Consider the following 22,833-nt stretch of genomic DNA (forward strand, 5'->3'; position numbering starts at 1 on the left):
GCACATCTGTTCGAAGCCGTGCTAGCGTCGAGGGATGATGCTGCAGGGATCGCTGCTCGACCTGGACGACCGACTCGCCTTCGGCGCGCTCGACGGGCTGCGCCGCACGACCTTGGCGCACGGCGCCTGGGTCGACCACCTGCCGGGCTGGGCGACCGGCACGACGGCGCTGTTCGAGGAGCTGCTCGGCGGCGTCGACTGGCGCGCCGACAAGCGCACCATGTACGACCGGGTCGTCGAGGTCCCCCGTCTCACCCGCTTCTACGGCGAGCACGAGCCGCTGCCGCACGCGGCGCTCGTCCAGGCCCGCGACGCGCTCAGCGCGCACTACCGCGACGAGCTCGGCGAGGCGTTCGTGACCGCCGGCATGTGCCTGTACCGCGACGCGCGCGACTCGGTCGCGTGGCACGGCGACCGCGAGGGGCGGGCGAGCAGCCGCGACACGATGGTCGCCATCCTGTCGCTGGGCACCGCCCGCACCCTCGCGCTGCGCGAGCGGGACGGCGGAGCCACCCGCCACCGCTTCAGCCTCGGGCACGGCGACCTGGTGGTGATGGGCGGGAGCGCCCAACGCACGTGGGACCACGCGATCCCCAAGGCGAGCGGCAGCCTGGGTCCGCGCATCTCCGTCCAGTACCGCACCCGCGGGGTGCGCTGAGCGGCTCCGGCCCGTCGCTACGCCCCGCCCGTCAGGTACCCGGCGAACGCCGCGGGGTCGGCGTTGCCGCCGGAGACGATCACCCCGACCCGCTTGCCGCGGACGTCGATCAGGCCGTCACGCACCGCCGCGGCGGCGAGGCAGCCGGTCGGCTCGACGACCAGCTTCAGGTTCTCGAAGAACCACCGCATCGTCTGCACCAGCGACTCGTCGGGCACCGTCACGACATCCGCGACCAAGGCGCGCAGCACGGGGAACGTCAGCGCGCCCAGGAACTGGGTCTGCGCGCCGTCCGCGATGGTGCGCGGCGTGTCGATGGTGACGATGCGCCCCGCGGCGAGGCTGCGGCGTCCGTCGTCGCCGGCGGCCGGCTCCACGCCGTACACGGCGGCGTCCGGGGCCAGCGCCCGCGTCGCCACGGCGGTTCCCGACAGCAGGCCGCCGCCGCCCAGCGGCGCGACCACGACGTCCAGCGGCCCGGTCTGCTCGAGCAGCTCCTTCGCCGCCGTCCCCTGCCCCGCCATCACGTCGGCGTGGTCGTACGGCGGAATGACGGTGGCGCCCTGCTCGTCCGCGATCCGTTGTGCGACGGCGATCCGGTCCTCGGCGTACCGGTCGTATTCGACCACGGTGGCGCCGTACCGCTCGGTCGCGGCCCGCTTGAGCCGCGGGGCGTCGGTGGGCATGACGATGGTCGAGCGGGCGCCCTGCATCGTCGCGGCGAGCGCGATCGCCTGGGCGTGGTTGCCGGAGGAGTACGCGACGACTCCGCGGCTGCGTTGCTGCGGGCTCAGCCGCGCGATGGCGTTGTAGGCGCCGCGGAACTTGAACGCCCCGACCAGCTGCAGGTTCTCGCACTTGAAGTAGACCCGCGCGCCGAGCTCGTCGTCGAGACGCGGCGAGGTCAGGACCGGCGTACGCACCGCCGCGCCGGCGATCCGGTCCGCGGCGGCCACGACGTCCTCGAAGCCGATGGCCGGCTCAGGCATGCTCACTCCTCGGTCTCGTCCGCCGGCGACGCGCCGTGACCAGCACGCCGGCCAGGCTCACCGTCGCGATCGCCGACAACGCCACCCAGAACTGCCAGGAGGTCACGTCGAAGCCGAGCGCGCCCACCGCGACATACGCCGCGGTGCCCGGCGTCGAGCCTATCGCCGTCGCGAGAGCGAACACCGGATACCGGATCGCGGTGACGCCGAAGGCGTAGTTCAGCAGTGTGAACGGCAGCACGGGCATGACCCGGATCGCCAGCACAGCGAGGAAGCTGCGCCTCACCGCCCCGTCGACCTCCCGCATGTGCGGACCGACGAGGGTGCGTACCGAGTCGCCGATGAACCGGCGCCCGAGGAGGAACGAGAAGGTGGCGCCGAGCACGACGGCCGCCATGCAGACGATCAGGCCGACCGCCATCCCCCACAGCGCACCGCCGACCACGGCCAGCACGCTCTTCGGGAACGGCGTGACGGTCAGCGCGGCGAAGCCCACGACGAAGGCCGCCGGCGCGACGGCGCCCAGCGAGGCGACCCACCGGCGTGCCGCATCGACGTCCGGCACGCCGACGAGGAGCACGGCGACGCCCGCGATCCCGAAGACCGCGACGAAGCCGAGCAGCCGGAGCCAGGATCCGCGGGGCACGGATCGCCTGCGCTCGCGCAGGCTCACGCCCGAGCGAGCGCTTCGGAGGCGATGTGGGCGCCGATCTCCAGCGCCGCGGTGGCGGCCGGCGACGGCGCGTTCAGCACGTGCACGTTGCGGCCGCGGCGCTCGATGAGGAAGTCGTCGTAGATCTGGCCGTCGCGGGTCAGCAGCTGGGCGCGGACGCCGGCGGCCGACGGCACGATGTCGCTCTCGCGCAGCGCCGGGACGAGCTCGGCGAGGGACGCGGCGAAGCGGGCGCGGGACATCGAGCGTCGCACCTCCATCGCGCCGATGCGCAGGTTCTTGCGCGCCATCTTCCAGAAGCCCGGGAAGGACAGCGACTGCGCCAGCTCGGCGGGGTTGATCGTCTTCCAGTCGTAGCCCTCGCGCGCCATCGCCAGCACCGCGTTCGGCCCGGCGTGCACGCCGCCGCGCGCCATCCGGGTCAGGTGGACGCCGAGGAACGGCAGCTCCGGATCCGGCACGGGGTAGATGAGCCCCTTCACCAGGTACTCGCTCTCCGGCGCCAGTTCGTAGTACTCGCCGCGGAACGGCACCACCCGGTAGGGCAGCTTCTCCTCCGCCAGGTCGAAGCCGGCGACGCGGTCGGCGTACAGACCGGCGCAGGAGACGACGACGTCGGCGGTCACCGGGCCGGAGGGCGTCTGCAGGATCGTCTGGTCGCCGCGGTGGTGGATGCCGGTGACCTCGCTGTCGAAGCGCACCTCGCCACCGCGCTGCTCGATCTGCTCGGCCAGCTTCTCGCAGACGCCCCGGTAGTCGACGATCGCCGTCGAGGCGACGTGCAGCGCGCCGACGGTCCGCACGTGCGGCTCGTGCTCACGGGCCTCCTCCGGGGAGATCCGCCGGACCGGTATGCCGTTCTCGAGGCCGCGGGCGAGCAGCTTCTCCAGGGCGGGGAGCTGGGCGTCGCTGGTCGCGACGACCAGCTTGCCGGTGCGCTGCATCGCGATCCCGTGCTCCTCGGCGAAGCGGGCCATGGACTCCGCCCCGGCGCGGCACATCAACGCCTTCTTCGAGCCGGGCGCGTAGTACAGCCCGGAGTGGATCACGCCGGAGTTGCGGCCGGTCTGGTGCGCGGCGACCCGGTTCTCCTTCTCCAGCACCAGGACCTCGACCGAGGGATCGGCGGCGCCGATCGCCCGCGCGGTGGCGAGCCCGATGATGCCGGCACCGATGACGACGTACTTGGTCACTAGCTCTCTCCTCCGCGTCCGCGCAGCCGAAAGGCCATCCTATTCGCCGTCGCGCACCGCCTTCGCCGGGACCGGTCCCCGCCACGTCGCCCCGGCTACTCGTCCTCGTAGGCGGTGAGGCGGTCGCGGGCCTGCTCGTACGTCAGTCCGGTCACCTCCAGCAGGTCCACGATGATCGAGCGCAGCTGCGCGATGAGCACCGCCGAGGACAGCGACGACATGTGCAGGGCGCTCGTGCGGTCGCCGAGCTCGGCCAGCCGGGCCCGCCATTCCGAGAGCCGCTCGTCCTCGTCCAGCTCGGCCATCCGGTCGATGACCTCGGCGAGGTCCTCGACCGTCGCGAGCACCTCGTCGCTGACCGGATCGTGCCGCCAGATCGCGGTCGAGATGCGCCGGACCAGCACCCGGATGTTGCGCACGGCCCGGTCGATGGGCGCCGCGATGGCGGCGATCTCCTCGACCGACCCGCGCCGCCGCCGGCGCAGCGGCGAGTGCCGCACGACCGCCATTCCCTCGTTCGTGGCGGTCGCGAACGACGCGAGGTCGGCCTCAGACTCGCGCGCGGCGTACAACGCCTGCGCCGCCGCGTCGAGGTCGCCGTCGCGGTGCGCCACGACCGCCGCGCGCAGCACGTCCGCCATGGAGCGGGCGATGCGCCGCGCGATGTCGCGCGGCGCGTCGATCGGGGACGCCGGCGTGATGGTGGCGGCGATCAGCGCGATGACCGCGCCGACCAGCGCGTCGAGCCACCGGTCGAAGCCGGTCTCGGCGTGCCCGACGAGCGTGACGACGATGGTGCCCTGCACGGCGGCCTGGGTGGAGATCAACGCCCCGCCGCCCAGCAGCGAGGCGAGCACCATGCCGGCCGCGGCCACCACGATGATCTGCCACGGCCCGCTGCCGAAGTAGTGCGCGAACGCGCTCCCGATGAACACGCCGGTGGCGACGCCGACGGTCACCTCGAGCACGCGTCGCCAGCGCTGGCCGAAGGTGAGCCCGAGGCACACGATCGCGGCGACCGGGGCGAGGTAGGGCATCTTGTGGTTCCACAGGTGCTGGGCGACCCACCACGAGACACCCGCGGACACCGAGCACTGCAGGATGAAGTACACCCGCGAGCGGAGGCGGTGCACCCGGGTCCTCGCCGAGCGCTTCGAGGCCTCGGCGGCCCGCGGCGCGAGGTCGGTCGACAGGTCGTGCGTCAGGTCACGGATGAACTGCGCCGCATGCTTGGAGGGGTCCACCCGTTCATTCTGGGCGATGACCGTCGCGCACGGTGCCTGCCCGGGCGCTTTCGCCGGCCCAACGGGATGTCTGCCATCGTAGGAGCACGACGTCACGAGCAAGGAGAACCGCATGTCCCTGACCGGAGGCAACCCCAGCGCCTATCCGCAGCGGCCGCCGTCCACCGTGGTGGCAACCTACGCGCAGTACTCCGAGGCCCAGCGCCTGGTCGATCTGCTCTCCGACGAAGGCTTCGCGGTGCAGCACGTGCGCATCATCGGGCGCGGCCTGCACAGCGTGGAGCAGGTCCTCACCCGGATGACCACCGGACGCGCCGCCGGCATGGGCGCGGCGAGCGGCGCGTGGCTGGGCCTGCTGTTCGGCCTGCTGCTGAGCCTGTTCGCGGGCGGCACGTGGTGGCAGCCGGTACTCCTCGGCGTCGTCCTCGGCGTGATCTGGGGCGCCGTCCTCGGCGCGATCTCGCACGCCGCGACCCGCGGCCGGCGCGACTTCGCCAGCGCGCAGCGCCTGGAGGCCGACACCTACGAGGTGGAGGTCGACCGCGAGCACGCGGAGGCCGCGCAGAACATCGCCGGCCGGCTGCGGATGATCGCCGGCCAGTAGCGCGGCGGGCCGACGTCAGGACTTGATGTCGGGAAAGTCCTCGTCGCGCCACTCCGTCGCCGGCTTGCTGCCGGCGATCTCGGTCTCGCGCTGACGAAGCTCGACCCGCCGGATCTTCCCGGAGATGGTCTTGGGCAGCTCGTAGAACTCGATCCGACGCACCCGCTGGTACGCCGCGAGCCGCTCGCGCGCGTGCTTGAGGATCGACCGGGCGGTCTCGGCGTCGGCGGAGTGCCCCGGCGACAACGCGATGTAGGCCTTCGGCACCGCGAGACGCACCTCGTCGGGGGCCGGCACGACCGCGGCCTCGGCGACCGCCGGGTGCTCGATGAGCACCGACTCCAGCTCGAACGGGCTCACCTTGTAGTCGCTGGCCTTGAAGACGTCGTCGGTACGGCCGATGAAGGTGATGTAGCCGTCGTCGTCGATGCTGGCGACGTCGCCGGAGTGGTAGAAGCCGCCCTCCATCGCCTTGGCGTTGCGCTCGGGGTCGTCCTGGTAGCCGGTCATCAGCGACAGCGGGTGCTTCATCAGGTCGATGCAGATCTCGCCCTCGCCCTCGGTGCGCTGATTGGTGACCGGGTCCACCAGCACCACCGGGACGCCGGGCAGCACCTGTCCCATCGAGCCCGGCTTGACCACGGCGCCCGGCACGTTGCCGATGCTGGCCGTCGTCTCGGTCTGCCCGTAGCCGTCGCGCAGCGTGATCCCCCAGGTCTGCTGGACCTGCTCGATGACCTCGGGGTTCAGCGGCTCGCCCGCGCCGATGCACTCGCGCAGCTGCCACGGACCGCCGCTGAGGTCGGCGTTGATCAGCATCCGCCAGACCGTGGGCGGCGCGCAGAAGGTGGTGACCCGCTCCTTCTCGATCTGCTCCATCAGCGCGGCCGCGTCGAAGCGCGCGTAGTTGTACACGAAGATCGTCGCCTCGGCGATCCACGGGGCGAAGAAGCACGACCACGCGTGCTTGCCCCAGCCGGGCGAGGAGATGTTGAGGTGGACGTCGCCGGGCTGCAGGCCGAGCCAGTACAGCGTGCTCAGGTGGCCGACGGGGTAGGAGACCTGGGTGTGCTCGACGAGCTTCGGGCGGCTCGTCGTCCCGCTGGTGAAGTACAGCAGCAACCGGCTGTCGCTGGCCGTCTGCGGGTGCTCGACCGTCGGGTCGGCGATGTCGTACGCGTCGTGGAACCGCTCCCAGCCGTGGACGTCGCCGACCGCGATGCGCGTGTAGTCCCCCGGCACGCCGGCGAGCTTGTCGACGTCGGCGGCGTTGCAGATCACGTGCTTGGCCCGGCCGCGCTGCATCCGGTCGATCAGGTCGTCGGTGCCCACGGCGGACGTCGTCGGCATGATCACCGCACCGAGCTTCATCACCGCCAGCATCGCGTCCCACAGCTCGACCTGGTTGCCCAGCATGAGGATGACCGAGTCGCCTCTGGCGACGCCGCGCTCGCGCAGCCATGCCGCCACCTGGTCGGAGCGGTGCGCGATCTCGGCGAACGAGTACGACGCGCGGGTGCCGTCCTCCTCGACCAGGATCAGCGCGGGCCGGTCGTTCCCGCGCGCGATGGCGTCGAACCAGTCGACCGCCCAGTTGAACACCGGCCCGACGTCCGGCCAGGTGAACTCGCGGACCGCCTCGCTGTAGCGGCCCCGCCAGTCGAGGATGCGGTCGCGCGCGGTGCGGTAGATGTCGGTGGCTTCGGACATGGCTCTCCCCCGTCGACGAGTCGTGTGAGCCACACCATAACGCCTACCGGAAGACGCCCCCGAGGCCGCCCTGCGCGTTGCCGCTGGGCATCATCGAGGCCGCCCACTGGGCGAACGCGGAGGGGTTGCGGCTCTGCGTGTAGACCCGTCCGGGACCGGCGAAGTCGAACACGAAGCCCTCGCCGGACTTCATGGACTGGATGGTGCGGCCCTCGACCGCCCGGCGCATCCGGAACTGCATGCCGAGGTCGTAGGCCACCACGTGACCGGTGTCGATCACGACCTGCTCACCGGGCTGCAGGTCGACCACGTCGATCGCGCCGTACACGCTCAGCACCACCTGCCCCTGCCCGTGCGCCTGCAGGCCGAAGCCGCCCTCGCCGCCGAACAGCGAGGCACGGCCGCCCCACTTGGTGTCCACCTCGGTGCCGTAGGAGTTGGCCATCCAGTTGCCGCGGGCGATGTAGAACGGCCGGTCCGGCTGCAGGTCCAGCACGATCATGTCGCCGGGCAGCACGCCGGCGATGTCGACCCAGCCGCCCTGCGGCGGCGCCGTGTAGGTGGTGACGAAGAACGACTCGCCGGCCAGCAGCGAGCGCTTGAGACCCTGCATGATCCCGCCGGTCGACTGGGCCTGGATCTGCACGCCGGGGCTGTGCATCGCCATCGCGCCGCTCTCCACGCGCACCGGCTCGCCCGGCTGGAGGTGGAGGCGCGCCATCGCGAACGACGGGTTGTGCCGAAGCTGTACCTGCATGACCGGCTCCCTACTGAGCGATTTCCAGGACCAGGTCGCCGCCCTCGACCTGCGCGGCGCCGCTGAGTGCGACGCGGGCGACGCGTCCGGCGACCGGGGCTGTGATGGACGCCTCCATCTTCATCGCCTCGATCGTAGCGACCGTCTGGCCGGCCTCGACCGTGTCGTTCTCCGACACCGCGACCGTCACGACGCCGGCGAACGGCGCTGCCACCTGGCCGGGCCGGGACCGGTCGGCCTTCTCCTGGGCGGGGACGTCGCTCGAGACCTGGCGGTCGCGGACGCTGATCGGGCGCAGCTGGCCGTTGAGGGTGCACATCACCGTGCGCAGGCCCCGGGCGTCGGCGTTGCTGATCGACTGGACGCCGAGGTGCAGCGTCTTGCCCTCCTCGATGGCGACCGCGTACTCCTCCCCCGGCGTCATCCCGAACAGGTACGCCGGCGTCGGGAGCACCGACACGTCGCCGAACTTCTCTCGCGAGTCGGAGAGCTCGCGGGTGGGCCCGGGGAACAGCAGCCGGTTCAGGGTCCACTGCCGGTCGGTCTGGAGCCCGGCGCGGTCCTCGTCGGTCAGCTCGACCTGCGACGGCTTCGCCGTGCGGCCCTCGATGGCGCGGCTGCGGAACGGCTCCGGCCAGCCGCCCGGCGGATCGCCGAGCTCGCCGTTCAGGAAGCCGATGACCGAGTCCGGCACGTCGTAGTCGCCGGGGTTCTCGGCGAAGTCGGCCGGATCGGCCCCCACGGCGACGAGGTGCAGGGCCAGGTCGCCGACGACCTTGCTCGACGGCGTCACCTTCACGACGTTGCCGAGGATGTCGTTGGCGGCGGCGTACATGTCCTCGATCTGCTCGAACTTCTCCGCGAGCCCGAGCGCCATCGCCTGCTGGCGGAGGTTGGACAGCTGGCCGCCGGGGATCTCGTGCCGGTACACCCGGCCGGTCGGCGAGGGCAGCCCCGACTCGAACGGCGCATAGAGCTTGCGCACCGACTCCCAGTAGGGCTCGAGGTCGCTGACGGCGTCGAGGTCCAGCCCGGACTCGCGCGGCGAGTGGTCGGTCGCGGCGATGAGCGCCGACAGCGACGGCTGGCTCGTCGTCCCGGACATCGGGGCCGCGGCGGCGTCGACGGCGTCCACCCCGGCGTCGATCGCGGCGAGCAGGGTGGCGAGCTGGCCGCCCGCGGTGTCGTGCGTGTGCAGGTGCACCGGGAGGTCGAACCGCTCCCGCAGCGCGGTCACGAGCCGCCGGGCGGCCGGTGCGCGCAGCAGCCCCGCCATGTCCTTGATCGCCAGCACGTGCGCGCCGGCCTCGACGATCTGCTCGGCGAGCCGCAGGTAGTAGTCCAGGGTGTACAGGGTCTCGGCCGGGTCGCTCAGGTCGCCGGTGTAGCACAGCGCGACCTCCGCGACGGACATGCCGGTCTCCCGGACGGCGTCGATCGCCGGGCGCATCTGCTCGACGTCGTTGAGCGCGTCGAACACCCGGAACACGTCGATGCCGGTGGCCGCGGCCTCCTGCACGAACGCGTGCGTGACCTCGGTCGGGTACGGCGTGTAGCCGACCGTGTTGCGGCCACGCAGCAGCATCTGCAGGCAGATATTGGGGACCGCGTCCCGCAGCGCGGCGAGCCGGTCCCACGGGTCCTCGCCCAGGAAGCGCAGCGCGACGTCGTACGTCGCCCCGCCCCACGCCTCGATGCTCCACAGCTGCGGCGTCATCCGGGCGACGTGGCCGGCGACCGCCACCAGATCCGTCGTGCGCACCCGGGTGGCCAGCAGCGACTGGTGCGCGTCGCGGAACGTCGTCTCGGTGACCGCGAACCGGTCGCGGCCGCGTAGGCCGGCCGCGAACGCCTCCGGTCCCAGCTCGAGCAGCCGGTCGCGCGATCCCGGGGGCGGCGCCACGGACAGGTCGATCGCGGGCAGCTTCGCGGCCGGCTCGATGCTGGTCGACTGCTCTCCGTGCGGGCGGTTGACCGTCACGTCGGCGAGGTAGGTGAGCAGCTTGGTGCCGCGATCGGCCGACGACCGGGCCGTCAGCAGCTTCGGGTGCGCGGCGATGAAGCCGGTGCTGAGGCGCCCCGCGCGGAAGTCGGGGTCGGCGAGCACGGCCTGCAGGAACGGGATGTTCGTCGCCACGCCGCGGATCCGGAACTCCGCGACGGCGCGGGCGGCGCGCTCCACGGCGTCCGCGAAGGTGCGCCCGCGGCAGGTGAGCTTGGTGAGCATCGAGTCGAAGTGCGCGCTGACCTCGGCGCCGGTGTAGGTGGTCCCGCCGTCCAGCCGGACGCCGGCGCCGCCGGGCGAGCGGTACGTGGTGATGATGCCGGTGTCGGGGCGGAAGCCGTTCGCGGGGTCCTCGGTGGTGATGCGGCACTGCAGCGCCGCACCGCGCAGCCGGATGCCGTCCTGGCTGAGGCCGAGGTCGTCGAGCGTGGCGCCGGCGGCGATCCGGATCTGGGAGCGGACCAGGTCGACGTCGGTCACCTCCTCGGTGACGGTGTGCTCGACCTGGATGCGGGGGTTCATCTCGATGAAGACGTAGCGTCCGTCGGGGTCGACGAGGAACTCGACGGTGCCGGCGTTCTGGTAGCCGATCTCCTTGGCGAACCGCACGGCGTCGGCGCAGATCCGGTCGCGCAGCTGCGGGTCGAGGTTGGGCGCCGGGGCGATCTCGATCACCTTCTGGTGGCGGCGCTGGACCGAGCAGTCGCGCTCGAACAGGTGGATCACATTGCCGGCGGCGTCCGCGAGGATCTGCACCTCGATGTGCCGCGGGTCCACCACCGCCTGCTCGATGAACACCGTGGGGTCGCCGAACGCGGCCTCGGCCTCCCGCATGCAGGTCTCGATGGCCTCCCGCAGGTCGGCCTCGCGGTCGACCTGGCGCATGCCCCGCCCGCCGCCGCCGGCGACCGCCTTCACGAACAGCGGGTACGGGATGTCGCTCGAGCCGGCGATCAGCTCGTCGACGTCGGTGGACGGCGCGATCGACTGCAGCGTCGGCACCCCCGCTGCCTTCGCCGCGGCGATGGCGCGCGCCTTGTTGCCGGTGAGCGTGAGGACGTCCGCGCCGGGCCCGATGAAGGTGATGCCGGCGGCCTCGCACGCCTCGGCGAGCGCCGGGTTCTCGCTCAGGAACCCGTAGCCCGGGTAGATCGCGTCCACCCCCGCGCGGACGGCGGTCTGCACGATGAGGTCGGGGTCGAGGTAGGCCCGGACCGGGCGGCCGCGCTCCCCGATCTCGTACGCCTCGTCCGCCTTCAGCCGGTGCTCGGAGTTGCGGTCCTCGTAGGGGAAGACCGCGACCGTGCCGGCGCCCAGCTCGTAGGCGGCCCGGAACGCCCGGATCGCGATCTCACCGCGGTTGGCGACCAAGACCTTGGAGAACATCCGCCGGTCGGTGCCCGGCGCGACCTGCTCGGCTGCGTGCTGATTCATGGCGGCCAATTTAGCAGCGGCCCACCCGCTCACCCGGCGACCGCGCACCCTCGGCCGGGCGGCGCACCGGCGCATCTACAGTGGCCGTCATGATCGAACGGCTGGCGTGGGTGAGCGCGCGCGAGGCGCGCGGGCAGGACGAGGACGAGCCGCTGGCGCTCGAGGCCCTCACGGCGGCCGGCGTGACGGTCGAGATCGCCGACTGGCACGACCCGGACGTCGACTGGGGCCGGTTCGACCGCGCCGTCCTGCGCTCGCCCTGGGACTACCCGCAGCGCATGCCGGAGTTCCTGGCCTGGCTGGACCGGGTGGCGGCGCGCACCGAGCTGGTCAACCCGCCGGAGATGGTGCGGTGGAGTCTCTCCAAGGAGTACCTCGCCGACCTGGCGGACGCCGGCATCCCGATCACGCCCACCGAGTTCGTGCGTCCCGGCTCTCCCGCGCCCGTGCGCTTCCCCGAGGGCAGCTTCGTCGTCAAGCCCGCCGTGGGCGCCGGCAGCCGCGACGCGGCGTCGTACCACGCCGACCAGCACGACGCGGCGCGCGCGCACGTCGAGCGGCTGCGCGCCGCCGGCCAGGTGGTGCTCGTGCAGCCGTTCCTCGAATCGATCGCGGCGGACGGTGAGTGGCCGCTGGTCTTCTTCGCCGGCGAGCTGAGCCACGCGGCCAGCAAGCGGGTGGCGTTGCCGCACGCCTCGACGATCGACGAGCTGTTCGCGGCGGAGACCAACACCCACCACGAGCCGACCGCCGAGCAGGCCGCGGTGGCGCAGGCCGCCGTCGACCTCGTCGCGGCGCGGTTCGGCACCCCGGCGTACGCCCGCGTCGACCTGGTGCGCGACAACTCCGGCCGGCTGTGCGTCATGGAGGTCGAGCTGGTCGAGCCCTCGCTGTTCCTGCCGTACGGCGGACCGGAGGCCGCCCAGCGGCTGGCCGCGGCGCTCGTACGCTGAGCGCACGCGGCGGCCGCCCGAGCGTCCTCGAAAAGGGCGGCCGGCGTCTTGGCCGTGGGGTCCACAACGCCTACCGTTGACTCATGACCAGCGAGAACGATGCCGAGCTGGAGCGTCGATTCGCTGCCCTCGTGTCCGGGCCCGAGCTCGCCGACCTGCGCGCGCTCGAGGGCGACCTCATGCTGGTCGGGGACACGGTGATCCGTCGTCCGGCCGTGCCGGACCGGCGGCGCGCGCCCTTCGACGACGTCCGGTTGCTGCGGGTGCGCGTGGACCTCGTCGATGCGAAGCCGCCCATCTGGCGACGCCTCGAGCTGCGCTCGGACCTCACGCTCGACGCCCTGCACCACGTGCTGCAGGCCGCCTTCGGGTGGGACGACGCCCACCTGCACCGCTTCGCCGTCGGAGGTGGCCCGTTCGAGGCCGGCAGCCAGGTGTTCCTGTGCCCGTTCGACGTCGCCGAGGGGGCCGACGGGACGCCGGACGCCGAGGTCCGCCTGGACGAGGTCCTCCAGGATCCCGGCGACACCCTGACCTATGCGTACGACTACGGCGACGGCTGGGAGCTCGCGATCGTGGTCGAGGAGGTCCGCGGTGGCGCGGAGGACGCCCGGCCCGCCAGCGTCCTCACCGGACGCCGGGCAGCGCCTCCCGAGGACTCCGGCGGCGCGTGCGACGAGCACAGCCTTGCCGCCCTGATGGACGACCCGGCACGTTTCGACCCCGACGCGCTGAACGCGGCCATCGACGAGTTCTTCGGGCGCGCGGCGACGCGTCTGGACCCGCGCCTGGGCGCGCTCGTCGACCGGCTGCTCTACGCGCCGTCCGGCAGCGACCTCGCGCGGCGGGTCTACGATCTCAGCGCGCCGGTCGCCGCGCTGTCCGACGACGACCTCACCGCCGCGCTGCGGGCCGTGGCCTGGTTCGTCGACCACGCCGGCGACGGGCTCGAGCTCACCGGCGCCGGCTATCTGAAGCCGGCCGACGTCCAGGCCGTCGCGCAGCTGCTGCCGACGATGAGCGACTGGTTCGGCAAGGCCAACCGCGAGACCCAGACCCGCCCGGTCCTCCAGCTGCGGCAGGCGCTGCAGAAGGTCGGGCTGCTGCGCAAGTACAAGGGCCGCCTCTGCCTCACCCGCGCCGGCGCCGGCGCGCGCGGTGACGCGCGCGGCCTCTGGGACGTGCTGGCGCGATTGCTGCTGCCCGGCGGGGACGGCTTCGACGCCGAGGCGACGCTCGTGCTGCTGGCCTGCTGGGCGACGTCCGTGGGCCGGCGCGAACCTGTCCAGGACGTCGTGCGGGCGCTGAACGACCTCGGCTGGCGCGTGGAGGGCGGCGCCCGGCTGGAGCCGCACGACGTCTACCGGCTGCCAGCGTACGGCGTGCTCACCAGCATCGACGGTCTGGCCAGCGAGCAGTTCGTCGAGACGCAGAGCGCCTTCGCCCGGTACGAGCGGCGCTACACGGTCCGGCTGCCGGCCGCCCTCCTCGCGCGGACCGCCCTGCTGACGCGCGAGCGCTGACCAGGGCGCCGGTGGGCCGCCTGAGAACGGCATGAGCCCCCGCCAAGAACGGTTTGGGCCCGGGCCCGTCGCGCGCCCACACTCGGCGGCATGGTCACCACCGGCTATCGCGCATCCACCGAGCTCCCGACCCCGCCCCGGTCCCCGGCCGCTGCCGGGATCTCGCGTCGGCGCAGCACGTGGTGGCGCTGGGCGGGCCTCGCCCTGCTGGCGGCCTGGGCCGGCGCCTGGATCGCCGAGACCTACCAGGTGGGCGGCGCGTCCTGGCACTTCTTCACCGAGGGTGAGCGGATCCTCACCGACCAGACGCGAGTCGAGCCCATCGACCTCTACGCCGTCGACCCGCGGCTGCAGATCGGCCCGTTCACGTTCGTCGTGAGCTCGGTGCTGGCGCTCGTGCGCCTGCCCTGGGAGTCCTCCCGCACGGCCGGGGCGCTGGCCGCGCAGCTGGCCTGCGTGGCGGTGGGCGTGTTCATCGTGTACGCCGTCCGGGCGCTGATGACCGGCACGCGCGGCGTGCCGTGGTCGCAGTGGCTCGCCACCGACCGCCGGCGGCTGCTGCTCGCCGTCGCGGCCTTCGTCCCGCCGTGGGCCTACCTCGCGGACTTCTCCGTGCACCTCGACGACGTCCTCGCCCTCGGGCTCGGCGTCGCCGCGCTGTGGGCAGCCCGCGTGGACCGGCCGGTGCTCAGCGGGGTGCTCGTGGGGCTGGCCGCGGCGTCCAAGCCCTGGGCGTTGCCGTTCGTCGCGTTCGCGCTGCTGGTACCGACCTGGCGGCGGCGCGCCCTCGCGGCCGGGGTCGCCGGCGCGGTGACCGCGGCCGCCTGGCTGCCGTTCGTCATCGGCAGCCCCGGAACGACCCACGCGATGCAGTTCAAGATCGTGAACACCGCGATGTCCGGGTTGCGGGCGCTCGGTGTGCTCGCGTCCGCGACGCCGCCGTGGGACCGACCGCTGCAGATCCTGCTGGGGTTCGCGGTCGCGGCCTTCCTCATCCACCGCGGCCGCTGGGAGCTCGCGCTGCTCGGCGTGATGGCCGTGCGGCTGGCGCTCGACCCCGGGACGAATCGGTACTACACGGCCGGTCTCGCGGTCGGCGCGCTGATCGCCGACGGCGTCGGACGCCGCGGGCTGGTGCCGTGGTGGACCCTGGCCGTCCTCGGCCCGCTGCACCTGGCCAGGCTCGCGCGCGAGCTCAACCCGCTGCACGGCTACCTGCTCGTGGCGCTCGCGGTCGCCGTCGTCGGCGTGGGGCTGCTGCGACCGCGGGGGCCGGCGCCGCGACCGGCGACGATATCGTGGACGCACCCACCGAACCAGAAGGTCGCCGCATGCCCGTCTACGAAAGCCTGACCGACGTCGTCGGTCGCACCCCCCTCGTCGCGCTCCACCGCCTCGCGCCGGAGAGCCCGGCCCGGCTGCTCGGGAAGCTGGAGTTCTACAACCCGCTCTCGAGCATCAAGGACCGCACGGGGCTGTCGATCGTGCGGGCCGCGGAGGCCGACGGCCGGCTGAAGCCCGGCGGCACGATCGTGGAGGCGACCTCGGGCAACACCGGGATCGCGCTCGCCTGGGTCGGCGCATCGCTCGGCTACCGGGTCGTGCTGGTGATGCCGGACGACGTCTCTCAGGAACGGCTTCTCGTGCTGCGCGCGCTCGGCGCCGAGGTCGAGCTCACGCCCGGCGCCAACGGCATGGCCGGCGCCAACCAGCGGGCCGGGCAGATCATGGAGGCCGACCCGAGCGGCTTCCTGTCCGGGCAGGGCGGGAACGCCGCCAACCCGGCGATCCACGAGGCCACCACCGGCCCGGAGATCTGGGCGGATACCGAGGGCAACGTCGACGTCATCGTCGCGGGCACGGGCACCGGCGGCAGCCTGTCGGGCACCGGCCGGTTCCTGCGCACCAAGAACCCCGACGTGCGGATCGTCGGCGTCGAGCCCGACGAGGCGCCCGTGCTCAGCGGCGGCGAATGGCAGCCGCACAAGATCCAGGGCATCACCGGCGGCAACGGCGTCCCGCCGACGACGGACATGGAGCTCATCGACGAGATGGTGCGCATCCCGCAGGATCGCGCGATCGAGGTCGCGCGCGAGGCGATGCGCACCGAGGGGCTGATGGTGGGCATCTCGGCGGGCGCCGTCCTCGAGGCGATGCGCCGCCTCGGCGAGCGCCCGGAGCTGGCCGGCAAGACGATCGTCGGGTTGCTGGCCGACAGCGGCGAGCGCTACCTGTCGACCGAGCTGTTCGACCACGTCCGCGACTGACCCCTTCGCGGCGGCGCGACCGCTCATCGCGCACAATGTTGGGCATGAACCGACGAGCCGTGAACGCGACGGATGAGGCCGACCTGGACGAGTACGAGGCGGACGTCGTCGACGACGATCCGGCCGACGTGTACGAAGACGACGAGATCTACGACGAGGCCCCCGGCGCCCCGCGCAGCCTCGGGCTGATCCTGACCATCGGCGGCATCCTGGGCTTCATCGGCGCGTTCGTGCTGACCATCGAGCGCATCGAGATGCTGCTCGACAGCAGCTACCTGCCGACCTGCAGCATCGACTCGGTCCTGCAGTGCAGCACCGTGATGACGTCGTCGCAGGCGTCGGTGTTCGGCTTCCCCAACCCGCTGATCGGCGTCTTCGCCTTCCCGCTGGTCATCCTCACCGGCGTCCTGGTGCTCGCCCGGGTGGCGCTGCCGAGCTGGTACTGGCTCTGGTTCCTCGTCGGGACGACGTACGGGCTGCTGTTCGTCGGGTGGCTGATCCCGCAGAGCCTGTACGAGATCCGGGCGCTGTGCCCCTACTGCATGGTCGTGTGGGCGTGCGTCATCCCCATCTTCTGGCGCACGCTGGCGTACACCCTCGCAGGCGGGCACTTCGGCGAGCGGGTCGCCGGGAACGCGCTGGTGCGGGTCATCGGGCGGTGGTGGTGGGTGCTCACCCTGGTCACCTACGCGGTGGTGCTCACCCTCGTGCTGACGGCGTTCCCCTACTACTTCTTCTAGACCGCTTCTTCCCGGCTCCTCGCGACCGCCGGGGCGTCAGCCCGCGGTGAGCGACCAGCCGGTGTAGCCCTCCGCGAGCAGGGTCTGCCCCGCCGTCGACCCCACGAGGGTCGACAGCTCGCCGATCTGGCGGCGCACGTCGAAGTCCGTCGACTCGGGCAGCCGGTGCAGCATCGAGGTCATCCAGTAGGAGAAGTGCTGCGCCTTCCATACCCGCTGCAGCGCCCGCGGCGAGTAGCGGTCGAGGGCCTCGTCGTCGCCGCGGCGCAGGTGCAGCTCGAGGTACTCCGCGAGCACCCGGACGTCGGCGATGGCGAGGTTGAGCCCCTTCGCCCCGGTCGGTGGCACGGTGTGGGCGGCGTCGCCGGCCAGCAGCAGGTTGCCGTAGCGCATGGGCTCCTGCACGTAGCTGCGGAACCCGAGCACCGCCTTCGAGGTGATCGGGCCCTCCTTGAGCACGTGCCCGTTGGCGCCGACCCGGCTCTGCAGCTCCTCCCAGATCCGGTCGTCGGACCACGCGTCGACGTCCTCGTCGGGACGGCACTGGAAGTACATCCGCTGCAGGGTCATGGTGCGCTGGCTGATCAGCGCGAAGCCGCGCTCGGAGTGGTTGTAGATCAGCTCGTCGGAGCTCGGCGGCGCCTCGCACAGGATGCCGAACCAGGCGAACGGGTACTCGCGGAAGAACTGGCGGCGCTGCGCGTCGGGGACCTGGTGGCGGCACAGGCTGCGCGAGCCGTCGGCTCCGACGAGCACCCGGGCACGCACCGCGTGCGCGACGCCGTCCGCGTCGGTGAACCGCATGACCGGGCGGTCGGAGGTCAGGTCGTCGACCGAGACGTCGCGCACGCCGAAGCGCACGTCGCCGCCGTCACGGGCGCGGGCGTCGGCGAGGTCGATGAACACGTCGGTCTGCGGGTAGAGGTGCACGTTGCGCCCGACGAGCTCGGGGAAGTTGAGCCGATGGCCGGAGCCGCCGAAGGACAGGTCGATCCCCTCGTGCTCGAACCCGTCGCGCAGCACGCGGTCGGAGACGCCGGAGTCGATCAGCAGCCGCACGCTGTCGTGCTCGAGGATTCCGGCGCGGTGGGTGTGCTCGATCTCCTGCCGGGTGCGGATGTCGATGGCGATCGAGTCGATGCCGTTCAGCGAGAGCAGGTGCGCGAGCATCAGGCCGGCCGGCCCAGCGCCGACGATCGCGACCTCGGTCGTGGTGGTCCGCGCGGTCACTCGCCGTCCTCCTCGGCCATCCGGCGCAGGACGTCGGAGGCGACGGCGAAGCCACGGTTGGCCACCGGCACGCCGCAGTAGATGGCCGCCTGCAGGATCACCTCGCCGATCTCGTCCGCGCTGAGCCCGTTGTGCCGCGCGGCCCGGACGTGCATGGCGAACTCCTCCCAGTGCCGCATGGCCAGCATCGCGGTGAGGGTGGCGACCGAGCGGGTGCGCCGGTCGAGGCCCGGACGGGTCCACACGCTCCCCCACGCGTAGCGCGTGATGAGGTCCTGGAAGTCCTGGGTGAACGGCGTGGTCGCCGCGACGGCGCGGTCGACGTGGGCGGCGCCGAGCACCTCGCGCCGCACCGCCATGCCGTCGTCGTACGGGTCGGTCATCACCGGTCCCCTTCCGTGCCGAGGAAGGAGACCAGCAGGTCGGCGGTCGCGCCGGGATCCTCGGCGGGCGGCAGGTGCGCGACGCCGTCGAGCACCGCGCTCCGCGCTCCGTCGCGCCCGGCGTGCGAGGCAGCCTGGGCGGCCTCGCGCGCGATGTCCGGCGAGATGACCACATCGTGCTCGCCGGCGACGACGAGCAGCGGAACCGCGACGTTCCCGAGCCGGTCACGGACGTCGTACTGCGCGAGCGCCTCGCAGGCGAGGGCGTACGACTCGTCGTCGACCTCGCGCAACGCCAGCAGCAGCGCGTTGCCGGTGGCGCCGTCCCGCTCGAGGAACCCGGGCGCGAACCAGCGGCCGGCCGATCCCTCGACCATCGACGACGTGCCGGCGTCGCGGACGAACGCCGCCCGTTCCCGCCACGCGTCGGGCGTGCCGAACACCGGCCCGGCCGCGATGGTCGCTATGCCCGCGAACGGGCCCGGATCGAGGGCGAGGGTGAAGCCGACGGCGCCGCCCAGCGAGACTCCCGCATACCCGGCGGGCCGGCCGGCGGCGAGCTGCGCGGCCCGGTTTCGCACGCTGTCGGCGAGGTCGTCGATCGAGTACGCCGCCGTGGTCGGGGCGCTGGCGCCGTGCCCCGGGATGTCCCACCCCACGACCTCCCAGCCGTCGGGTATCGCCTGGGCGGTCGACTGCCAGAGACCCGCCACGCCCGTCCCGAGCGACGGCCCGACGACGAGCAGGTGGGCGCTGTTCTCGTCGCCGGCGAGGCGCGTGAAGGCGAGGTCAGGCATCGGTGGGGTCCTCCCGTTGGGTGTCGGTGACGGCCGCCCACTCGGTGAGGACGGCCTCGATGATCCGGTCGCAGTCGCCGAGGTAGCCGCGGACGTCGGTGAGGCCAGGGCTCTCGGCGAGCAGCGCGGTCGACGCGTGCTGTGCCCTCGCCGCCATCGCGTCGGGGTGCACCTGCAGGCCGGCGACGAGCTCGGCGGCCTGCTCACCCGCGGTGACCGCGATCTCCAGCAGCGCGGCGAGCGCCGGCCATTCGGAGTGCCACGCGCCGTCGGGGCGCTCGTCGACCGCGCCCGCCGCCGCGAGGTGCAGGGTCGCGGCGAGCTGCGGCGCCTGGCGGGCCGCCGAGGCAACGAGGACCGACAGCACCGGGTTGCGCTTGTGCGGCATCGTCGAGGATCCACCGCGCGCGGGCGATTCGCCCTCGCTCACCTCGGCGATCTCCGGCCGGCTCAGCAGCAGGACGTCGGCGGCGACGACACCGAGCGCGTCGGTGACGGTCACGAGGGCGTCGCCGATCGCGGTGACCGCGCGACGGCGGGTGTGCCACGGGACGCTCGCGGGATGCAGACCGAGATGCTCGGCGAACGACCGGACGACCGGCGCCTGGTCGGCGTCGCCGGTCAGCGCCGCGAGCAGCGCCCGGGTCCCCGCCGCCCCGCCGTACTGCACCGGGAAGCGCAGCGCGTCGAGGACGGTGACCGCCTCGCTCACCCCGGCGAGCCACTGGGCCGCCTTGAGCCCGAACGTCGTCGGGACCGCCCACTGGGTCAACGTGCGTCCGGCCATCACCGACCCGCGGTGCCGCTCGGCCAGCACGGCGAGCTCGGCGCCGGCGCGTCGCAGGTCGCCGCGCAGCCGCGCGACGCCGTCCCGCGCGATCGTCATCAGCGCGCTGTCGACGACGTCCTGGCTCGTGAGCCCCCGGTGCACGACGCCGGCCGCGTCGGGATCCTGCGCCTGGACGGCGCTGCGCAGGTGCGCGATCAGGGCTGTCGCGGGGTTCCCGGTGTTCTCCGCTGCTTCGATCAGGTCGCCGAGGTCGGGCGCGAGGTCGATCGCGGCGTCCGCGACGACGTCGGCCTGCCGCGGCGGGGCGAGCCCGGCGACGACGAGGGCGCGGCTCCACGCGACCTCGACGCGCAGCATGGCGCCGAGCACAGCGGCGTCGTCCACGAGGCCGGCGACCCGGTGCACCCCCGGCCGAAGCAGTCCGCTCACTGGACGTGCCGGGGAAACCGCAGGAAGACCGTCTCGTGCTCTCCCTGCAGATGGACGTCGAAGCGCAGCGACCCGTCGTCCTCGCGGATCGCGCGCAGGGTGTGCGCCTCGTCCGCCGTCAGCCTGTCCAGGAACGCGTCGGACGCTCCGGGCAGGTAGGCACGGGTGTACAGCCGGTCGAGCAGCCCGCGAGCCAGCACCATGACGGAGAAGAACGGCGCCGCACCGTCGACGCCGCCGGGCTCCACCGTTGTGAAGGCGTAATGGCCCCCGGCGTCCGTGGCAGAGCGTCCCCAGCCGGTGAACCGGCCGTCTCGGCGCAGCGAGCCCTCGACGACCGGGATCGCGCCGACCGCATCGGCCTGCCGCAGCTCCAGAAGCGCGTCGGGGACCGGCTTTCCCGCGCCGTCGTACACCGTGCCGTGCAGGCGGACGGTGCCCGACGAGCCGGGAGGGACGAGGTGGCTGTCGCCGGCGTACGGCAGCGCGTCGTGGAAGAACGGGCCGACCGTCTGGCCGGGCGTGGGCTGCGGGTCACTCATTGCTGTCGTCCTCGCGCTCGAGCGGCGTGGCATGCGTGCCGGTCAGCACGATGTCCCAGCGGTAGCCGGTCGCCCACTCGTGGGTGGTCAGGTCGTGGTCGTACGTCGCCACGAGGCGATCACGCACCGACTGCTCGGTGATCGACTGGTAGATCGGGTCGAGCGCGAACAGCGGGTCGCCGGGAAAGTACATCTGGGTGATCAGCCGCTGGGTGAACTCCGCGCCGAACAGCGAGAAGTGGATGTGCGCGGGGCGCCACGCGTTCAGGTGGTTGCGCCAGGGATACGGTCCGGGCTTGATGGTCGTGAAGCGATAGTTGCCGTCGGCGTCCGTGAGGCAGCGCCCGACGCCGGTGAAGTGGGGATCGATCGGCGCCGGGTGCTGGTCACGCTTGTGGATGTACCGGCCACCGGCGTTCGCCTGCCAGATCTCCACCAGCTGGTGGCGCACCGGCCGGCCGTCGCCGTCGAGCACCCGTCCGGTGACGACCATCCGTTCGCCGATCGGGTCGCCGCCCCTCTGGATCGTCAGGTCGGCCTCGAGGGGGTCGACGTCGCTGTGCCCGAACACCGGCGCGACCAGCTCGACGCCCTCGGGATCGGCGTGCCGCAGCTCCTTCGTGGGGTGCCGCAGGATCGAGCTGCGGTACGGCGGGAAGTCGAGGTGCGGCTGGTGGCCGCCGTGCGCTGCCGACGCGTGCTGCCGCTCGATCTCGGCGCTGATCCGCGACTGCGGCTCCAGCTGCGGTTGCTGCGTAGGCAGCTCGTGCTCGAACGACTCGTCGGGCGAGCCGGCCTGCGCGGCGGAATCCCGGTCGGTGACAGCCATTCCCCCAGACTATGGGCTCGACCGCCACCGAGCGATAGGCTCCTTCCGCTGAGCGGAAGGAGGCCCATGGCCGGCAACACCGCGACTCCTGGCGCCTCCGTCCTCGCTCGAGGGCTCGCCGTCCTGTTCGCGTTCGACGAGGCACATCGCGCGCTGTCGCTCACCGACCTCGCGCGCCGAGCCGGTCTTCCGCTGAGCACGACGCACCGCCTGGCCGGCGAGCTGGTGAGCGGGGGTGCTCTGGTTCGGCGCCCTTCCGGCGAGTTCGTGATCGCCCGGCGGGTGTGGCAGATCGGCCTGCTCGCGGGCGTCGAGACCGGGCTGCGGGACGTGGCTGCGCCGTTCCTGGGAGACATCCACGCCGCGACGCGGGCGACCGTGCACCTCGCCGTCCGCCAGGGAATCGAGGCGCTCTACCTCGAGCGGCTCTCCGGGAGGGCGTCGGTGCCGGTCGTCAGCTCCCGCGGGTCTCGGTTGCCCCTGCATGCCACGGCGGTCGGGAAGGTCCTCCTCGCGCACGCGTCGGAGGACGTCATCGACGAGGCGCTGCGGCACCTCGTTCGTGTCACGCCGTATACCGTCACCCAGCCGGCGATGCTGCGTGAGCGGCTCGCGCGGGTACGGCGCGACGGCTTCGCCACGACGTCGGAGGAGATGACGTTGGGCGCCTGCTCCGTCGCCGTCCCCATCCGCCCCGCCAGTCCCGGCGCAGGACCCGTCGTCGCGGCGCTCGGCGTCGTCGTCCCCACGCTGAAGCGCGACCAGACGCGCCTGGTCGCCGCATTACAGGTCGCCGCTCAAGGCATCGGCCGCAGCCTCCACACGAGTAGCTGACCGCCGACCCCCGTGGGGCGAGCACTGTGACGGCTTCGGCCTAGATGCCTGGTTCCACACCCCAGACGCTGCACATCCCGGCACCTTGAGCGGGCCGTTTTTCCTGCTCGTCGAGCGAGCGAGCCCCCTGGGGCGAGCATCGTGGCGGCCTCGGCCTAGGTGCCTGGTTACACACCCCAGACGCTGCACAGGTCGGCACCTCGAGCGGGCCCTTTTGTGGACGTCGAGCCACCCTCTTCCTGGTTCTCG

The 22,833-nt window shown here is 72.7% G+C and carries 21 protein-coding genes; 8 read left to right on the top strand and 13 right to left on the bottom strand.

What is annotated here, in order from left to right; genetic code table 11:
- Nucleotides 1–34: 34 nt before the first annotated feature.
- Nucleotides 35–658 carry an alpha-ketoglutarate-dependent dioxygenase AlkB gene (locus tag F8A92_RS13450; RefSeq protein WP_153505681.1) on the top strand — a complete coding sequence of 208 codons (624 nt, stop codon included), beginning with the start codon at nucleotides 35–37 and terminating at the stop codon, nucleotides 656–658.
- A 17-nt stretch (nucleotides 659–675) separates the two neighbouring features.
- On the opposite strand, the gene F8A92_RS13455 is transcribed toward F8A92_RS13450, so the two are convergent.
- From F8A92_RS13455 to F8A92_RS13470, 4 genes are all read right to left on the bottom strand, one after another.
- Entirely contained in the window at nucleotides 676–1,647 is a 972-nt protein-coding gene (locus F8A92_RS13455; protein ID WP_153505682.1) for a threo-3-hydroxy-L-aspartate ammonia-lyase, read from the bottom strand.
- Nucleotides 1,640–2,293, bottom strand: coding sequence for a TVP38/TMEM64 family protein (locus F8A92_RS13460; protein ID WP_153505683.1), 654 nt, complete (start codon nucleotides 2,291–2,293; stop codon nucleotides 1,640–1,642). Before F8A92_RS13460 ends, F8A92_RS13455 begins: the two co-directional genes overlap by 8 nt.
- 23 nt (nucleotides 2,294–2,316) lie before the next feature.
- Nucleotides 2,317–3,513, bottom strand: a complete 1,197-nt coding sequence (gene lhgO / locus F8A92_RS13465; RefSeq protein WP_153505684.1) for an L-2-hydroxyglutarate oxidase — start codon at nucleotides 3,511–3,513, stop codon at nucleotides 2,317–2,319.
- 95 nt (nucleotides 3,514–3,608) lie between these two features.
- The gene (locus tag F8A92_RS13470) at nucleotides 3,609–4,757 is read right to left on the bottom strand and encodes an FUSC family protein (RefSeq protein ID WP_194291488.1); all 1,149 of its coding nucleotides are present in this window, start codon (nucleotides 4,755–4,757) and stop codon (nucleotides 3,609–3,611) included.
- Between the two features lie 112 nt (nucleotides 4,758–4,869).
- On the opposite strand from F8A92_RS13470, the gene F8A92_RS13475 reads away from it, so the two are divergent.
- The gene (locus F8A92_RS13475) at nucleotides 4,870–5,361 is read left to right on the top strand and encodes a general stress protein (protein ID WP_153505686.1); all 492 of its coding nucleotides are present in this window, start codon (nucleotides 4,870–4,872) and stop codon (nucleotides 5,359–5,361) included.
- A 15-nt stretch (nucleotides 5,362–5,376) separates the two neighbouring features.
- Here F8A92_RS13475 and F8A92_RS13480 read toward each other — a convergent pair whose 3' ends face one another.
- Genes F8A92_RS13480 through F8A92_RS13490 form a run of 3 tightly spaced genes read right to left on the bottom strand, consistent with a single transcriptional unit; the run spans nucleotide 5,377 to nucleotide 11,267 of the window.
- Nucleotides 5,377–7,071 carry an AMP-binding protein gene (locus F8A92_RS13480; protein WP_153505687.1) on the bottom strand — a complete coding sequence of 565 codons (1,695 nt, stop codon included), beginning with the start codon at nucleotides 7,069–7,071 and terminating at the stop codon, nucleotides 5,377–5,379.
- 43 nt (nucleotides 7,072–7,114) lie between these two features.
- The gene (locus F8A92_RS13485) at nucleotides 7,115–7,828 is read right to left on the bottom strand and encodes a TIGR00266 family protein (protein WP_153505688.1); all 714 of its coding nucleotides are present in this window, start codon (nucleotides 7,826–7,828) and stop codon (nucleotides 7,115–7,117) included.
- Nucleotides 7,829–7,838: 10 nt separating this feature from the next.
- The gene (locus F8A92_RS13490) at nucleotides 7,839–11,267 is read right to left on the bottom strand and encodes a pyruvate carboxylase (protein ID WP_228389449.1); all 3,429 of its coding nucleotides are present in this window, start codon (nucleotides 11,265–11,267) and stop codon (nucleotides 7,839–7,841) included.
- An 89-nt stretch (nucleotides 11,268–11,356) separates the two neighbouring features.
- Here F8A92_RS13490 and F8A92_RS13495 point away from each other — a divergent pair, with 89 nt between their 5' ends.
- From F8A92_RS13495 to F8A92_RS13515, 5 genes are all read left to right on the top strand, one after another.
- A complete protein-coding gene (locus tag F8A92_RS13495) occupies nucleotides 11,357–12,220 on the top strand; it encodes an ATP-grasp domain-containing protein (protein WP_153505689.1) in 864 nt (287 codons plus the stop codon).
- Between the two features lie 83 nt (nucleotides 12,221–12,303).
- Nucleotides 12,304–13,743: a plasmid pRiA4b ORF-3 family protein gene (locus F8A92_RS13500; RefSeq protein WP_153505690.1), complete on the top strand. Its 1,440-nt coding sequence runs from the start codon at nucleotides 12,304–12,306 to the stop codon at nucleotides 13,741–13,743.
- Between the two features lie 90 nt (nucleotides 13,744–13,833).
- Nucleotides 13,834–15,096: a glycosyltransferase family 87 protein gene (locus tag F8A92_RS13505; RefSeq protein ID WP_153505691.1), complete on the top strand. Its 1,263-nt coding sequence runs from the start codon at nucleotides 13,834–13,836 to the stop codon at nucleotides 15,094–15,096.
- On the top strand, nucleotides 15,075–16,010 hold the full coding sequence (gene cysK, locus F8A92_RS13510) for a cysteine synthase A (RefSeq protein ID WP_153505692.1): 936 nt from the start codon (nucleotides 15,075–15,077) through the stop codon (nucleotides 16,008–16,010). The genes F8A92_RS13505 and cysK overlap by 22 nt, the downstream gene beginning before the upstream one ends.
- Nucleotides 16,011–16,054: 44 nt before the next feature.
- Nucleotides 16,055–16,750: a vitamin K epoxide reductase family protein gene (locus tag F8A92_RS13515; RefSeq protein ID WP_153505693.1), complete on the top strand. Its 696-nt coding sequence runs from the start codon at nucleotides 16,055–16,057 to the stop codon at nucleotides 16,748–16,750.
- A gap of 36 nt (nucleotides 16,751–16,786) precedes the next feature.
- On the opposite strand, the gene F8A92_RS13520 is transcribed toward F8A92_RS13515, so the two are convergent.
- The 6 genes from F8A92_RS13520 to pcaH are packed head-to-tail and all read right to left on the bottom strand — an operon-like array spanning nucleotide 16,787 to nucleotide 21,750.
- Nucleotides 16,787–17,980, bottom strand: a complete 1,194-nt coding sequence (locus F8A92_RS13520; RefSeq protein ID WP_153505694.1) for a 4-hydroxybenzoate 3-monooxygenase — start codon at nucleotides 17,978–17,980, stop codon at nucleotides 16,787–16,789.
- Nucleotides 17,977–18,363 (bottom strand): 4-carboxymuconolactone decarboxylase, encoded by a 387-nt coding sequence (gene pcaC / locus F8A92_RS13525; RefSeq protein WP_153505695.1) that lies wholly within the window; start codon nucleotides 18,361–18,363, stop codon nucleotides 17,977–17,979. The genes F8A92_RS13520 and pcaC overlap by 4 nt, the downstream gene beginning before the upstream one ends.
- On the bottom strand, nucleotides 18,363–19,160 hold the full coding sequence (locus F8A92_RS13530; protein WP_153505696.1) for an alpha/beta fold hydrolase: 798 nt from the start codon (nucleotides 19,158–19,160) through the stop codon (nucleotides 18,363–18,365). The genes pcaC and F8A92_RS13530 overlap by 1 nt, the downstream gene beginning before the upstream one ends.
- Nucleotides 19,153–20,379: a lyase family protein gene (locus tag F8A92_RS13535; protein WP_153505697.1), complete on the bottom strand. Its 1,227-nt coding sequence runs from the start codon at nucleotides 20,377–20,379 to the stop codon at nucleotides 19,153–19,155. Before F8A92_RS13535 ends, F8A92_RS13530 begins: the two co-directional genes overlap by 8 nt.
- Nucleotides 20,376–20,921, bottom strand: coding sequence for a protocatechuate 3,4-dioxygenase subunit alpha (pcaG, locus tag F8A92_RS13540; RefSeq protein WP_153505698.1), 546 nt, complete (start codon nucleotides 20,919–20,921; stop codon nucleotides 20,376–20,378). Before pcaG ends, F8A92_RS13535 begins: the two co-directional genes overlap by 4 nt.
- The gene (gene pcaH / locus F8A92_RS13545; protein WP_153505699.1) at nucleotides 20,914–21,750 is read right to left on the bottom strand and encodes a protocatechuate 3,4-dioxygenase subunit beta; all 837 of its coding nucleotides are present in this window, start codon (nucleotides 21,748–21,750) and stop codon (nucleotides 20,914–20,916) included. The genes pcaG and pcaH overlap by 8 nt, the downstream gene beginning before the upstream one ends.
- 66 nt (nucleotides 21,751–21,816) lie before the next feature.
- On the opposite strand from pcaH, the gene F8A92_RS13550 reads away from it, so the two are divergent.
- Nucleotides 21,817–22,584 carry an IclR family transcriptional regulator gene (locus F8A92_RS13550; RefSeq protein WP_153505700.1) on the top strand — a complete coding sequence of 256 codons (768 nt, stop codon included), beginning with the start codon at nucleotides 21,817–21,819 and terminating at the stop codon, nucleotides 22,582–22,584.
- Nucleotides 22,585–22,833 lie beyond the last annotated feature (249 nt).

This window comes from Cumulibacter manganitolerans, assembly GCF_009602465.1.
Classification (GTDB): domain Bacteria; phylum Actinomycetota; class Actinomycetes; order Mycobacteriales; family Antricoccaceae; genus Cumulibacter; species Cumulibacter manganitolerans.

What these genes read in the sequence shown, in the direction of transcription:
- F8A92_RS13505 (WP_153505691.1), top strand. Translation starts at nt 13,834, where the DNA reads ATGGTCACCACCGGCTATCGCGCATCCACCGAGCTCCCGACCCCGCCC.
- F8A92_RS13480 (WP_153505687.1), bottom strand. Translation starts at nt 7,071, where the DNA reads ATGTCCGAAGCCACCGACATCTACCGCACCGCGCGCGACCGCATCCTC.
- F8A92_RS13490 (WP_228389449.1), bottom strand. Translation starts at nt 11,267, where the DNA reads ATGAATCAGCACGCAGCCGAGCAGGTCGCGCCGGGCACCGACCGGCGG.
- pcaG (WP_153505698.1), bottom strand. Translation starts at nt 20,921, where the DNA reads ATGAGTGACCCGCAGCCCACGCCCGGCCAGACGGTCGGCCCGTTCTTC.
- F8A92_RS13450 (WP_153505681.1), top strand. Translation starts at nt 35, where the DNA reads ATGATGCTGCAGGGATCGCTGCTCGACCTGGACGACCGACTCGCCTTC.
- cysK (WP_153505692.1), top strand. Translation starts at nt 15,075, where the DNA reads ATGCCCGTCTACGAAAGCCTGACCGACGTCGTCGGTCGCACCCCCCTC.
- F8A92_RS13495 (WP_153505689.1), top strand. Translation starts at nt 11,357, where the DNA reads ATGATCGAACGGCTGGCGTGGGTGAGCGCGCGCGAGGCGCGCGGGCAG.
- F8A92_RS13500 (WP_153505690.1), top strand. Translation starts at nt 12,304, where the DNA reads ATGACCAGCGAGAACGATGCCGAGCTGGAGCGTCGATTCGCTGCCCTC.
- F8A92_RS13485 (WP_153505688.1), bottom strand. Translation starts at nt 7,828, where the DNA reads ATGCAGGTACAGCTTCGGCACAACCCGTCGTTCGCGATGGCGCGCCTC.
- F8A92_RS13455 (WP_153505682.1), bottom strand. Translation starts at nt 1,647, where the DNA reads ATGCCTGAGCCGGCCATCGGCTTCGAGGACGTCGTGGCCGCCGCGGAC.
- F8A92_RS13530 (WP_153505696.1), bottom strand. Translation starts at nt 19,160, where the DNA reads ATGCCTGACCTCGCCTTCACGCGCCTCGCCGGCGACGAGAACAGCGCC.
- pcaC (WP_153505695.1), bottom strand. Translation starts at nt 18,363, where the DNA reads ATGACCGACCCGTACGACGACGGCATGGCGGTGCGGCGCGAGGTGCTC.
- F8A92_RS13475 (WP_153505686.1), top strand. Translation starts at nt 4,870, where the DNA reads ATGTCCCTGACCGGAGGCAACCCCAGCGCCTATCCGCAGCGGCCGCCG.
- pcaH (WP_153505699.1), bottom strand. Translation starts at nt 21,750, where the DNA reads ATGGCTGTCACCGACCGGGATTCCGCCGCGCAGGCCGGCTCGCCCGAC.
- F8A92_RS13515 (WP_153505693.1), top strand. Translation starts at nt 16,055, where the DNA reads ATGAACCGACGAGCCGTGAACGCGACGGATGAGGCCGACCTGGACGAG.
- F8A92_RS13550 (WP_153505700.1), top strand. Translation starts at nt 21,817, where the DNA reads ATGGCCGGCAACACCGCGACTCCTGGCGCCTCCGTCCTCGCTCGAGGG.